Genomic DNA, 12,309 nt, shown 5'->3' with positions numbered 1-12,309 from the left:
AGGCATGTCGACCGCACGCATCTATCAGCGCCCGAAGAACGCCATGCAGTCGGGCCGCGCCCGCACCGATCGCTGGGTGCTCGAATTCGAATCGAATGAGAAGCAGCGCCCCGACCCGCTGACCGGCTGGGCCGGATCGGGCGATACGCGCGCGCAGCTGCGGCTCAACTTCCCGACGCTGGAAGCGGCCAAGGACTATGCCGCGCGCGAAGGGATCAACGTGCATGTCGTGCCCGCGCCGGTGAAAACACTCAAGCTTCAGGCCTACGCCGACAATTTCCGGTAAGCGTTAGCCGAGCAGGCTGCTTCCCAACGCCAACAGCAATTTGACGTCGATCGCCATGCCGCCTGCGCGGCAGTCGGCGACGTAAGCGGGGACATCCGCCAGCTTCACACGGTGGACGATGATGTCCTCGCCCTCCACGCCGCCGCCTTCGCCTACGCGCGTCAGCCCGTGCGCGCGGACCAGCGTGAAGCTCTCGCTGACCATGCCGGGCGAGGAGAAGAACTCGCCGAGCGATTCGATCCGCTCAGCGCGATAGCCGGTCTCTTCCTCAAGCTCGCGCGCGGCGGCGGTCTCGTCGGCCTCGTCATCCCCGCCATCGCCGATCAGGCCCGCAGGCAGCTCAAGGCAGCGGCGACCCAGCGGAACGCGATATTGCTCGACCAGCAACAGATGCCCGTCATCATCCACCGCGACGATCACCGCCGCGCGGATACCCCGGGCGCGCGCGACATATTCCCAGCGGCCCTGGCGTTTCGCGGTGATGAACTTGCCCTGCCAGACCGTCTCGACCGGGGCGTCGCTGTCGGGCGCGCTCACAGCTCGATCAGCCGATCCGGCAGCTCGTTGGCGTCACCTTCCGTCTTCGGGAAGTGCGTCGTCAGCACCGCGCCGATCCGCGTCACCGCATCGGCCATGCCACCCGCAGGGTCACCCGCGCGCACCTTGTCGACCAAAGCGACCATCGCCTCGCCCCACACGCCCACTTCGACCTTCGCCAGAATCGCTTCATCGGCGATGATCTCGGCGCGATGTTCGGCCAGGCTGACATAGAGCAGCACGCCGACGCGCTCGGCGGTGCGCTTCTCCGCGCTCGCCTTGAAGAACTGCACCGCGCGCCGCCGCACCCGCCGCCCGCGCACCGCGCCGGGGATCAACACCCCACGCCCCGGCAGCGCCTCGAACCCGAAGCGGACGGCGAGAAAGATCACCGCCTGCACCACTACCAGCAGCGCGAGCTGAAGGTGGCGCTCGGCCTCACCCCAGCCGCCGGTGAACAGCGCCAGCTTGGCGTCGAGCAGGTCGGGGAAGAATGCGAACAGCCCCAAAGCCGCGAGCATCGCCGCACCGGCATAGTAGAGCGAGACGTCGTGATAATGATCGGACCAGTCGGTGACGATCGTCACGATCTCACTGTCCGTACCGCGCTCTGCCGCTCCCACCGCAGCGGTGACGCGGGCATGTTCCTCAGCTGTAAATCGCCGTGCCATCACCATCCCCCCGATGCGCCGCCGCCACCGAACCCGCCACCACCGCCGGAGAAGCCCCCGCCGCCGCCAAAGCCACCGCCGCCTCCACCCCAGGAGCCGCCACCGCCGCCCCAGGACGATCCGCCGCCGTCACCAAAGCCCGGGCCCCAGATCACCACCGGCGCACGCCCACGGCGATATTTCTTGCCACGCGCCGCGCCAATTACGATCGGCAGCACGACCATCAACAGGATCACCACCCAGAAGATGAACACGAACGGCCCCGCGCCGCCCTTCTTGCGCGACTGGCCGCTGTCGATCAGCTGCTTCGCCCGTGCCTCGGCGGCTTCGAGCGGGAGCTTGAGCTGTTCGTTGATCGCGGCGGCACCCGCCATGATCCCGCCGGGCATGTCCTTGTCCTTGAAGCGCGGGATGATCGTGTCGCGCACGATCATTCCCGACAGCGCGTCGGTCATGATCGGCTCAAGGCCGTAACCAACCTCGATCCGCACCTTGCGCTCCTTGGGCGCGACCAGCAGGATGATGCCATTGTCGGCGTCCTTCTGCCCAATCTGCCATTCGCGGCCGAGCTTGTAGCCGAAATCCTCGATCGGATAGCCCTGAAGGTCCGGCACCGTCGCGACAACCAACTGCCGCCCGGTCGCCTTCTCGGTCGCTTCCGACATCGCAGTCAGTTCGGCTTCTTGCGCGGGGCTGAGCAGGTCGGCGGTATCGACCACCCGCCCGGTCAGCTTGGGAAAAGTCTGCGCCGACGCCGCCTGTCCGGCGAACGCGGCGAGCAGCAGCGCCAGAACCAGATGCACGAACCTCATGGTGTTGCTCCCGGTACATTGATTTCACGGATGATCGCGGCACTTCCGGCCAGGATCGCTCCGGGCATGTTCCCCGAACGGATACGCGGGATGATGGTGTCGTTGATAATCGCCTTCGCCTCCTCGTCGCGCAACACGCCTTCCAGCCCATAGCCAACTTCGATGCGCGCCTGACGTTCGGTCGGCGCGACGATCAGCATCACCCCGTCGTCAACGTCGAACCGGCCGATCTTCCAAGTGCGGCCCAGCTCCAACCCGACATCCTCGATCTTGCGGCCGTTCAGCGTCGGCAAGGTGACGACGACGAACTGACTGCGCGTCTGCTGCTCGGTCGATAGCAGCGCCTGCTCAAGCAGTGCTTCCTTGTCGCGCGGCAACAAATCGGCGTTATCGACCACCCGGCCCGTCAGGGCGGGCACGGTCGGCGATGCCTCTGTCGTCGGCCCGGATCCTGCCGTCCCGCACCCTGCGAGGAGCAGGAGCGGCAGGAAGCGGTGCGCGATCAGTTGCCGTTCCCGAAGTCCACCTTGGGCGCGGTGTCGGCGCCCGGGGTGGTTGCCTGGAATGGGGCCATCGGCTTGGCGCCGTAGAAGATTTTGGCGCCGATCGCGTCGGGGAAGGTGCGGATGGTGGTGTTATAGCCTTGCACCGCCTCGTTATAATCGCGACGGGCGATGCCGATGCGGTTCTCCGTCCCTTCCAGCTGGGTCATCAGCGTAGCGTAATTCGCCTGACTGCGCAGTTCCGGATAGGCTTCCTGCAGCCGCTGGAGCGAAAGAGTCACGCCAGCCTGCACGCGGTCATAGGCGGCGAGCTTGTCGGGATCGGTCAGGTCGGCATCGCTGACGCGCACCTGCGTCGCGGCGGCGCGTGCCTGCGTCACTTCAACCAGAACCGCCTTCTCCTGCGCGCCGGCGGCCTTCACCGTCTGAACAAGGTTGGGGATCAAATCGGCGCGGCGCTGATACTGATTCTGCACCTCCGCCCATTTCGCCTTGGCAGTTTCCTCGGCAGTCGGAACGCTGTTCAGACCACAGGCGGACAGCATGGCCGCTGCAACCAGCGCGGCAACCAGACGAAGCTTCATCGCGATCAGTCCCTCAAAGTGTGTCGCATTCATACGACACCGCGAATTTAGGGACCGCGTGAACACTGCGCAATGGAAACCCGACATTTGCAGCACCGACGCCCATTGCGCTAACCATGCCGCACACTCTCTGGGGGACATCAATGCTCAAGGAATTCCGGACCTTCATCGCCCGCGGCAATGTGCTCGACCTCGCCGTCGGCGTCATCATCGGCGCGGCGTTCGGGACGATCACCAAATCGCTGACCGACGACATCATCATGCCGGTGGTCGGCTGGATTTTCGGCGGGTTCGATTTCTCGAGCTACTTCATCCGGCTTGGCGAGATCCCCGCAGGCTATACCGGGTCGGCATCGGACTATGCCGCGCTGAAGGCGGCGGGCGTGCCGCTGTTCGGCTTTGGCCAGTTCATCACCGTGGCGATCAACTTCCTGATCCTCGCCTTCATCGTCTTCCTGCTGGTCCGATCGGTCAACAAGCTGCTGGCGAAGGTCGAGAAGGAAAAGGCCGAAGGCACCGCCGAACCCGCGGCCGATCCGGCGGATGTCGTGCTGCTGCGCGAAATCCGCGACGAGTTGAAGAAGCGGAACGAACCCGTCTAATCCGGTTACGGCACCGGCCCGCTCCCTAGCCCGGCAACCCAGCAAAGCTACCCTATGGGTGGCCGGGTGGGGGAGCGGGCCGGTGCCGTACGCCGTCAGGCGCCAAACCGATTAAGCCGCCGCCATGTCCTCGGCGGTCGCATCCGCAAGGCTGGTGCCGTCGAGAATGCGCGCGGTTTCATCGCGCACCCGCGCCATCGCGTTGCGGATCGCACACGCCGCCTCGTCCTTGCAGTCGAGGCAGGGGCGGTATGCGGTGCGGCTGACGCAGGGGACCAGCGCCAGCGGACCTTCGATCACGCGGATGATTTCACCCAGCGAGATCAGGTGGTTGGCGCGGGCAAGGCGGTATCCGCCCATCTTGCCGCGGGTCGACAGGATGAACCCCGCCTCCCGCAGATCGGCGAGGATCAGTTCGAGAAACTTGCGCGGGACATTCGCTTCAGCCGCGATCCGCGTCATCGGCGTCGGGGCGCCTTCCCGCGGCTGTTTCGCCAGAAACAGCATCGCGCGCAGGGCGTAACGGGAACGCTGGGTAAGCATGGCACGTTCTTTGCGCGCGGTTTATGGCCTTCACAAGGCCAAAACCCACTCTTTTCATTCGGATTTGGCGTCCCTATATCAGTCAGGCCGGGTTCGCCCGGCTATGACGATAAATTGTGGCGTGCAATAGACGCAGCGGACCCGGGGGCAGTACCCGGCGGCTCCACCATAAGGTGGTGTTTCTGGACACCGTTTCTGACGGGGCCGAACCAGGATCGACGTGTGTTGAAAAGCGTTTCTTTCGTTCGGAATGGGACCACCGTGACGGCCCATACTCACAAGTGCCAACGATAACGAAGCACTCGCTATTGCGGCCTAACCCCAAGTCCTAACGGATTAAGGTTAGACTAAAATGCGCGGTTGGACCGCACCGGGCAACAGAAGCGGATTCCAGCGGTACGGGGAGCACCGGGCAACAGAAGCTCCCCACTTACCTTCCCCTAGCGAGCCGCTCTTCCTCGACGCTGAACGCGGTGCGCCCCTTGCTCACCGGTGGGGTCGCGGAGGCGAAGAAGGCAACGCCCTTGCCGGTCGCGCGGTCGATCCACAGGCCTGAGCGCAATCCATAGGCTTCACCGGCATGACCAATCCGGGTGCGCCCATCGCCGAACAGATCATCGTCGCAATCCACACGCCCAGCCGGGAGCGTCGTCACTGCCAGTCCATATTGGCAGTAGAAGCCGCCGGTGGTGTCGCCATTCGCCCCGTCATATTGCCACTGCGTCCATGCCATCGCCGCGATCGATTCACGCGTAAGGAAACTTCCGTCGTTCTTCAGCAGCATCGCGCCGATCACCGCCAGATCGCGCATCGACGCGCGCAGGCCCCCTTGCGGCGAAAAGAGCGCGCCATTCTCCCCGAGCCGGTATCCGGCCAGATCGCAGCCATCCTTCGCGATCACCGGGCAATCGGGACGCTTGCCGCCCAGATCGTCGAGTGCGACCTCTCCGCTCGCGCGGTACAACACGATGTGCCGCGCGATCTTCGCGGCCGAACAGGTCGACCAGTTGAAGCATGCATCGAGCTTGAGCGGCGCGAGCACCAGCCGCTGCATCAGCGTATCGAACCGCTCGCCGCCCGCCTTCTCCATCACGCTGGCGATCACTGGAAATGCGACGTTGGAATAGCGGAAATAGCTGCCCGGCGCGTGCTGCGCGTCCCACAGAGCGGGCCGCGCAACCACATCGGCAAGCCGCTCGCCGAGCGGCACGCGATATTCGTCCGGGTCGACCAGCCCCGACTGGTGCGACAGCAGCTGGCGGAGCGTCACCGGGGCATCGGGGAAGGCCGGGTTGCGCACGCGCCAGCCCAATATCTCCGATACGTCGCGGTCGAGGTCGAGTTGCCCCGCCTCCACCATCCGCATCACGCCGAGCGCAACCACCAGCTTGGAGATGCTGGCGATCCGCACCGGATCTTCCGCCGTGACGCGACGCCCGGTGGCCCGATCAGCCACCCCGCTCGCCCGCGCCGCCGTCACACCGCTTGCGTCAAATGCCACCCGCACTTGCGCAGGCCGCGTGGTCGCACACCCGGAGAGCAACGCCGCGGCGATCAGGGCGGCTGCGCGCATCACCCCTTCTTCGCCGCGATATAGCGGTCGACTTCCTCGCTCAGCACATTGAGCGGCACCGCGCCATTGGCCAGCACGACTTCATGGAAATCGCGGATGTCGAACCGGTCGCCCAGTGCAGCTTCGGCCTTCTTGCGCAGCTCGGCGATCTTGAGCTGGCCGATCATGTAGCTCGTCGCCTGCCCCGGATTGTTGATGTAGCGGTTGACCTCACGCTCGATATCCGCCGCCGAAATCGACGAGTTCGCCTTGAAATAATCGATCGCCTGTTCGCGGCTCCACTTCTTGGCGTGCAGCCCGGTATCGGTCACCAGCCGGATCGCACGCCACATCTGCAGCGAGAGCATGCCAAATTCCGAATAGGGATCGGCATAGCCGCCCATCTCCTTGGCCAGCCGCTCGGTATAGAGGCCCCAGCCCTCGCTATAGACGCTGTACCCGCCAAAGCGGCGGAACTTGGGCAGCCCTTCCAGCTCCATCGCGCGTGCGATCTGGAAATGATGCCCCGGCGCGCCCTCATGCACCGCGATCCCCTCCAGCTGGATCTTCTGCACCTGGTCCATATTGGCGAGGTTGACGTAGTAGATGCCGGGGCGCGATCCATCGGGCGCGGGGCGGTTGTAGAAGGCGACCGACGCCGTCCCCTCGCGCCATTTCTCGACCGCGCGCACCTCCAGCTTTGCCTTGGGCAAGCGGTGGAACCAGCGCGGGGCGACGTCCATCATCCTCGCGATCACCGCGCGCGCTTCGGTCAGATAGGTTTCGCGACCGGCATCGGTGTTCGGATATTTGAACTTGGGGTCGGTGCGGATCGCGTCGAAGAAGGATTCGAGGCTTCCCGTGTACCCGACGCGTGCCTTGACCGCCTCCATCTCGGTGCGGATCGCGGCGACCTGATCGAGCCCGATCTGGTGGATCTGGTCGGCGGTCAGGTCGGTCGTGGTATTCTGCGCCAGCCGGTTGGCATAGAAAGCAGCGCCATTGGGCAGGCTCCATGCGCCGTCATTGCCCTTCGCCTTGGGCTCGATTTCGTCGAGTACCGCGAACAGGGTGTCGAAACCGCGCTTGAACGGCCCGGTCAGCGCCTTTTCAGCGTCGGCGATCAGCGCGGCCTTCTCCGCATCCGCGATGTCGAGCGCCGTCACCTTCTTGCGGAAATCGGCGAGCAAGGTGCTGTCCGCGCCCGAGCCGAAGGGCGCACCGGTGATGACCTTTGCCGCATCCTCACGCGCCGGCTTGAACACCATCTTGGGCGGGACGATGCCCTTGCTTGCCTGATCGCGCATCGTCGTGGCGACTTCGCGCATCACCCGCTCGGTCTCGCCGATGCGGGCGATATAGGCGCGCGCGTCGGCAACGCTGGCGACGCGATGGTTGTTGATCAGGAACACCGGGATTTGCCCCGCCGGGCTGCCATTGGTCGACACCGGAAAGCCATAGTCGCGGAACTGGAACGAAGTGCGCGAACGTTCGACCTGGGTTTCGTAGAGGCGATAGCTCAGCCGCCCCTGCGGCCCGAGCTTCGCGGGATCGAACTGCGCGCGCATCTGCTTGAGCGTCGCCTCGGCCATCGCCATCCGCTTCGCGCCCTCGGCACGGCTATAATCGTCGAGCTTGTCGTAATTGGTCTTGAGGCCGAGCGCGGTCTGCGATTCCGGGCTCAGCGCGATATTGGCGTCGAAAGCGGCATCAAGGAACGCGTTGAGCCGGGCGTCCTCCGCGCGGGTATCGGCAACGGCAGCTTGAGGCTGTGGCGCGGCGTTCGCGACGAGCGCGGGGGCGGCGACGCCAGCGAGCAGAAGGGGAAGTGCAAGACGCAGGGTCACGGGCGGTTCCTGTGCGGGAGGACGGATACCGCACGCTATCGCCACTCGTTCAGCGGAGCAAACCCGCCAAGGGAATTTCAGGCCGCAGCCGCCGCGTCGAATCGGCCGACCAGTGCCTGCAGGCGATCGGCTTCCGCGCGCAACAGACGCGCTGCGGCATTGCACTGCTCACCCATCGCCGCGTTCTTCTGAGTCATCTCGTCGATGCTGGCGATCGCTTCCCGCACCTGGACGATGCCTGTGGTCTGGTCCGCCGCGCTTCCGGCGATCTCGCCGACCAGCGCGTTGCCGTCAGATACTTTGGTAATGATGGCCTTCATCGCATCGCCGGAGGACAGCACCAACCGCGCGCCCGCCCGCACCTCCTCACTCGATCGGTCGGTCAGCGCCTTGATGTTGCGCGCAGCGTCGGCGCTACGTTCGGCAAGCGCGCGGACGGCGTTGGCGACCACGTCGAACCCCTTGCCCGCCTCTCCCGCACGGCCCGCCTCGATACTGGCATTGAGCGCCAGCATATTGGTCTGGAAGGCGAGGCTGTCGATAAAGCCGACGATCTGGTCGATTTCGCTCGCCGCTTCTTGCACCCGCCCCATCGCTGCGACCGCATCTTCCAGGATCCGGGCATTTTCCCCAGCCTGCCGATCGGTTTCGGTCATGATCCCGGCGGCATGGCTCGAAGCTCCCGCGGCAGCACGCACCCGCTCGGTCAGCGCGGTCATCGCCGCACTGGTTTCCTCGACGCGCGCAGCCTGCTGCTCCGTGCGTATCGACAGGTCGGACGTGGCCTCTGCGATCTCGCTCGCACCGGTATTGAGGATCAAAGTGGTGTCCCGAACCGCGGCGATCGCAGTCTCCATCGCCTCGGCCGCAGCGTTATAATCGTCGCGCAACTGGGCATATTCCTCGGGAAACGCGCTGTTGATGCGGTGGCGCAGCACGCCTTCGCGCAGCCGCCCCAGCCCTTCGCCCAATGCGGTCACGACCGCGCGCTGGACAGCCGCCTGAGCCTCCGCTTCGCGTCCCGCCTTCTCCGCGACATAGGCAACGATGCCCTCCAGCGCGCGGGCGATGTCGCCGATCTCGTCGCGGCGCGATGCCTCCGCCTCCGCGTTCGCCGCGCCGCCCTCGGCCATCACGTTCATCGCGGCGGTGATCGTGCGGATCGGTCGGATGACCTTGCGCAGCACAAACACGATAAAGCCGATCGTCGCAGCGCCGATCAGGGTCGCGAGGGCAAGAAGCTGCCAGATGGTCAGTTCGATCTGGCGCTCGGCATCGGCCTTCAACTGCTTCTGATAGGCAATGGCCATTTCCACCGCGCGGTCGACGGCGACGCGATGCCCCTCATATGCCTCGCTCATGCGCTCGAAACTGGCATTGATCGCGACCGGGTCGCCGGTGCGGACAGCAGGAAGGAAATCCGCATCCAGCTCCTTCCAGAATGCCTGCGCGCCCGCATCGATGTCGCGCGTGATCGCCGCCTGCAGGTCGGGCGCAATCGCACTGTCCCGCCAATAGGCCTGCCGCGCGTCATAGGCTTCACGCAGCGTGCGCAGCCGCGCTTCGTTCGCCGCCAGCGTCTCAGGGTGCCGCGCGATCTGGTTGGCGACCAGATAGGGTTCGATGACATAGACCGGGGGCGGTAGAATGTCCGCGATCAGGTCCGATGCTTCCTGCGACTCGCGCTGGATCGGCCCGCCCATGATGACCCGTTCGATCCGCCAGCCGCCATAGGCAAAGCTGAGGGCAGTCAGCGCGATCAGGATCGCACCGGCGATGATGGTCAGACGGCGAATGCTCATATCGGGTCCCCGATGTCGCGCAGCTTCTTCCGTATGATAGGTGTGCGCTGACAGTGCCGGTCGCCGCCTCCCCCTCTACCTAGCGATACCGTAGTGACGAAAAAGGGGCCCGGATTGCTCCGGGCCCCTCATGTCGTTGGTTGGAAACGACGATCAGTCGTCGCTGCCGCCGGTCAGGAAAGCGGGGAGGCCGATATTCTCGCCGCCCTCATCCTTCGATTCCGAACGCGCCGGACGGTCGTTGCGGTCGCCACGGTCGCGGCGCGGGCCACGATCGCGCTCGCCGCCACGCTCGCCGCCACGGCCGCCTTCGCGACGACGGTCACCGCCGCGGCCGCCTTCGCGGTCGCCACGCTCGCCACCACGGCCACCTTCACGCGGCTCGCGCGCAGGACGGGTGTCCTCCAGCTCAGCACCGGTCTCCTGATCGACGACGCGCATCGACAGGCGAACCTTGCCGCGCTGGTCGATCTCGAGGACCTTGACCTTGACTTCCTGGCCTTCGCTCAGGACGTCGCTGACCTTCTCGACGCGCTCGTTGCGGATTTCGCTGACGTGGACGAGACCGTCCTTGCCGCCCATGAAATTCACGAACGCGCCGAAATCAACGAGGTTGACGACCTTGCCGTTATAGACCTTGCCGACCTCGGCCTCCTCGACGATGCCCTTGATCCAGTTCATCGCGGCTTCGATCTGGCTGACGTCGGACGAGCTGACCTTGATCACACCCTCGTCGTCGATGTCGACCTTGGCGCCGGTGGTGGCGACGATCTCGCGGATCACCTTGCCGCCGGTGCCGATGACGTCGCGGATCTTCGACTTGTCGATCTGCATCGTCTCGATACGCGGGGCATGTGCCGACAGCTCGGTGCGGGTTTCGCCCAGCGCCTTAGCCATTTCGCCCAGGATGTGCGCGCGGCCTTCCTTGGCCTGTGCCAGCGCGACGCGCATGATCTCGTCGGTGATGCCGGCGACCTTGATGTCCATCTGCATCGTGGTGATGCCTTCGGACGTGCCCGCAACCTTGAAGTCCATGTCACCGAGGTGATCTTCGTCACCCAGAATGTCGGACAGGATCGCGAAATCCTTGCCTTCCAGGATCAGGCCCATGGCGATACCCGACACCGGACGCTTGAGCGGAACGCCTGCGTCCATCATCGACAGCGAACCGCCGCACACCGTCGCCATCGACGACGAGCCGTTCGACTCGGTGATGTCGGAGAGAACGCGGATCGTGTAGGGAAACTCGTCCTTGCTCGGCAGCACCGGGTGCAGCGCGCGCCATGCCAGCTTGCCATGACCGACTTCACGACGGCCCGGCGCGCCGAAGCGGCCGACTTCACCGACCGAATAGGGCGGGAAGTTATAGTGGAGCATGAAGTTCGAGTAGGACAGGCCGTCCAGCCCGTCAATCATCTGCTCGGCGTCCTTGGTGCCGAGCGTGGTGGTGCAGATCGACTGCGTCTCGCCACGCGTGAACAGTGCCGAACCATGCGCGCGGGGCAGGAAATGCACCATCGCTTCGATCGGACGGATCTGGGTGGTCGAACGACCGTCGATGCGGGTGCCGTCCTTGAGGATGGCGCCGCGGACGATCTCCGCCTCCAGCTTCTTCATCAGCTTGCCGGCAGCCATCTGGTCCTGCGGCGTCGCATCAGCGAACGCAGCCTTACCCTTGGCGCGGGCTTCGTTGAGCATGTTCGAGCGCTTGGACTTGTCGACCACCTTATAGGCGGCGGCGATGTCCTTGCCGATCAGCTTCTTGAGCTTGTCCTTGGCAGCCGACAGGTCAGCCTGCTCGGCCATTTCCCACGGATCCTTCGCGGCCTGCTCGGCCAGGTCGATGATCGCGTTGACGGCCTGCTTGCATGCCTTGTGCGCGAACTGGACGGCGCCCAGCATGACCTCTTCCGACAGCTCCTTGGCTTCGGATTCGACCATCATCACGGCGTTGCCGGTGGCGGCAACGACCAGGTCGAGATCGCCTGCGGCAACCTGTTCGGTGGTCGGGTTGAGGACATATTCGCCATCGACATAGCCGACGCGCGCGGCGCCGATCGGGCCCATGAACGGCACGCCCGAAATGGTGAGTGCAGCCGATGCCGCGACCATCGCGAGGATGTCCGGCTCATTCTCGCCGTCGTACGACAGAACCTGACAGATCACGTTGATTTCGTTGTAGAACCCTTCCGGGAACAACGGACGGATCGGGCGGTCGATCAGGCGGCTGGTCAGCGTTTCCTTTTCGGTCGCGCCGCGCTCACGCTTGAAGAAGCCACCGGGAATGCGGCCGGCGGCCGAGAATTTTTCCTGATAGTGCACGGTGAGCGGGAAGAAATCCTGCCCTTCCTTCACCGACTTGGCGGCGGTGACGGCGCACAGCACCACGGTTTCGCCGAGCGTCGCCATCACGGCGCCATCGGCCTGACGGGCAACCTGCCCGGTTTCGAGTGTCAGGGTTTGTCCGCCCCACTCGATCGATACGGTCTTCTTGTCGAACATCTGATTTCCTTTGGACCGGGCGCCCAATGCGCCCGGGGCCTGTGTGCAAGCTGTCCGGCTTGCGCGGT

At 65.1% G+C, this 12,309-nt stretch carries 12 protein-coding genes and 1 other RNA gene; 3 read left to right on the top strand and 10 right to left on the bottom strand.

The features are described from left to right. The first annotated feature begins 4 nt into the window (after positions 1 to 4). On the top strand, positions 5 to 286 hold the full coding sequence (locus K9B35_RS11410) for an ETC complex I subunit (RefSeq protein ID WP_224921963.1): 282 nt from the start codon (positions 5 to 7) through the stop codon (positions 284 to 286). Between the two features lie 3 nt (positions 287 to 289). Here the strand turns inward: K9B35_RS11410 and K9B35_RS11405 are convergent, their stop codons facing one another. The 5 genes from K9B35_RS11405 to K9B35_RS11385 all read right to left on the bottom strand — a co-directional run bounded on the left by K9B35_RS11405 (position 290) and on the right by K9B35_RS11385 (position 3,393). Beyond that, complete coding sequence (locus K9B35_RS11405; RefSeq protein WP_224921962.1) at positions 290 to 823, bottom strand: NUDIX hydrolase; 534 nt, start codon at positions 821 to 823, stop codon at positions 290 to 292. Further along, positions 820 to 1,494, bottom strand: coding sequence for a TPM domain-containing protein (locus K9B35_RS11400; protein ID WP_224921961.1), 675 nt, complete (start codon positions 1,492 to 1,494; stop codon positions 820 to 822). The genes K9B35_RS11405 and K9B35_RS11400 overlap by 4 nt, the downstream gene beginning before the upstream one ends. Continuing rightward, positions 1,494 to 2,306 (bottom strand): TPM domain-containing protein, encoded by an 813-nt coding sequence (locus K9B35_RS11395; RefSeq protein ID WP_224921960.1) that lies wholly within the window; start codon positions 2,304 to 2,306, stop codon positions 1,494 to 1,496. The genes K9B35_RS11400 and K9B35_RS11395 overlap by 1 nt, the downstream gene beginning before the upstream one ends. Beyond that, entirely contained in the window at positions 2,303 to 2,725 is a 423-nt protein-coding gene (locus tag K9B35_RS11390; protein ID WP_224921959.1) for a TPM domain-containing protein, read from the bottom strand. The genes K9B35_RS11395 and K9B35_RS11390 overlap by 4 nt, the downstream gene beginning before the upstream one ends. 83 nt (positions 2,726 to 2,808) lie before the next feature. Next, the gene (locus K9B35_RS11385; protein WP_224921958.1) at positions 2,809 to 3,393 is read right to left on the bottom strand and encodes a LemA family protein; all 585 of its coding nucleotides are present in this window, start codon (positions 3,391 to 3,393) and stop codon (positions 2,809 to 2,811) included. A gap of 143 nt (positions 3,394 to 3,536) precedes the next feature. Between K9B35_RS11385 and mscL the strand changes: the two genes are divergently transcribed. Further along, positions 3,537 to 3,995, top strand: coding sequence for a large conductance mechanosensitive channel protein MscL (gene mscL, locus K9B35_RS11380; protein WP_224922238.1), 459 nt, complete (start codon positions 3,537 to 3,539; stop codon positions 3,993 to 3,995). A gap of 111 nt (positions 3,996 to 4,106) precedes the next feature. On the opposite strand, the gene K9B35_RS11375 is transcribed toward mscL, so the two are convergent. After that, positions 4,107 to 4,538 (bottom strand): RrF2 family transcriptional regulator, encoded by a 432-nt coding sequence (locus tag K9B35_RS11375; RefSeq protein WP_224921957.1) that lies wholly within the window; start codon positions 4,536 to 4,538, stop codon positions 4,107 to 4,109. A gap of 47 nt (positions 4,539 to 4,585) precedes the next feature. Between K9B35_RS11375 and ssrA the strand changes: the two genes are divergently transcribed. Then, positions 4,586 to 4,969: a transfer-messenger RNA gene (gene ssrA, locus K9B35_RS11370) on the top strand. On the opposite strand, the gene K9B35_RS11365 is transcribed toward ssrA, so the two are convergent. The 4 genes from K9B35_RS11365 to pnp all read right to left on the bottom strand — a co-directional run bounded on the left by K9B35_RS11365 (position 4,969) and on the right by pnp (position 12,241). Next, a complete protein-coding gene (locus tag K9B35_RS11365; protein ID WP_224921956.1) occupies positions 4,969 to 6,111 on the bottom strand; it encodes a serine hydrolase domain-containing protein in 1,143 nt (380 codons plus the stop codon). The two genes, ssrA and K9B35_RS11365, sit on opposite strands and share 1 nt — an antisense overlap. Beyond that, the gene (locus K9B35_RS11360) at positions 6,111 to 7,937 is read right to left on the bottom strand and encodes a DUF885 domain-containing protein (protein ID WP_224921955.1); all 1,827 of its coding nucleotides are present in this window, start codon (positions 7,935 to 7,937) and stop codon (positions 6,111 to 6,113) included. Before K9B35_RS11360 ends, K9B35_RS11365 begins: the two co-directional genes overlap by 1 nt. A gap of 77 nt (positions 7,938 to 8,014) precedes the next feature. Next, positions 8,015 to 9,739: a methyl-accepting chemotaxis protein gene (locus K9B35_RS11355; RefSeq protein WP_224921954.1), complete on the bottom strand. Its 1,725-nt coding sequence runs from the start codon at positions 9,737 to 9,739 to the stop codon at positions 8,015 to 8,017. Positions 9,740 to 9,892: 153 nt separating this feature from the next. Then, complete coding sequence (pnp, locus tag K9B35_RS11350; protein WP_224921953.1) at positions 9,893 to 12,241, bottom strand: polyribonucleotide nucleotidyltransferase; 2,349 nt, start codon at positions 12,239 to 12,241, stop codon at positions 9,893 to 9,895. Between the last annotated feature and the right edge of the window lie 68 nt (positions 12,242 to 12,309).

The organism is Sphingomonas sp. R647 (assembly GCF_020177055.1).
Taxonomy (GTDB): domain Bacteria; phylum Pseudomonadota; class Alphaproteobacteria; order Sphingomonadales; family Sphingomonadaceae; genus Sphingomonas.
The sequence above is the reverse complement of the archived record's forward strand: the minus strand, read 5'-3'. Positions and strand labels throughout refer to the sequence as shown.

What these genes read in the sequence shown, in the direction of transcription:
- K9B35_RS11410 (WP_224921963.1), top strand. Translation starts at nt 5, where the DNA reads ATGTCGACCGCACGCATCTATCAGCGCCCGAAGAACGCCATGCAGTCG.
- K9B35_RS11400 (WP_224921961.1), bottom strand. Translation starts at nt 1,494, where the DNA reads ATGGCACGGCGATTTACAGCTGAGGAACATGCCCGCGTCACCGCTGCG.
- K9B35_RS11395 (WP_224921960.1), bottom strand. Translation starts at nt 2,306, where the DNA reads ATGAGGTTCGTGCATCTGGTTCTGGCGCTGCTGCTCGCCGCGTTCGCC.
- K9B35_RS11385 (WP_224921958.1), bottom strand. Translation starts at nt 3,393, where the DNA reads ATGAAGCTTCGTCTGGTTGCCGCGCTGGTTGCAGCGGCCATGCTGTCC.
- mscL (WP_224922238.1), top strand. Translation starts at nt 3,537, where the DNA reads ATGCTCAAGGAATTCCGGACCTTCATCGCCCGCGGCAATGTGCTCGAC.
- K9B35_RS11375 (WP_224921957.1), bottom strand. Translation starts at nt 4,538, where the DNA reads ATGCTTACCCAGCGTTCCCGTTACGCCCTGCGCGCGATGCTGTTTCTG.
- K9B35_RS11365 (WP_224921956.1), bottom strand. Translation starts at nt 6,111, where the DNA reads ATGCGCGCAGCCGCCCTGATCGCCGCGGCGTTGCTCTCCGGGTGTGCG.
- K9B35_RS11355 (WP_224921954.1), bottom strand. Translation starts at nt 9,739, where the DNA reads ATGAGCATTCGCCGTCTGACCATCATCGCCGGTGCGATCCTGATCGCG.
- pnp (WP_224921953.1), bottom strand. Translation starts at nt 12,241, where the DNA reads ATGTTCGACAAGAAGACCGTATCGATCGAGTGGGGCGGACAAACCCTG.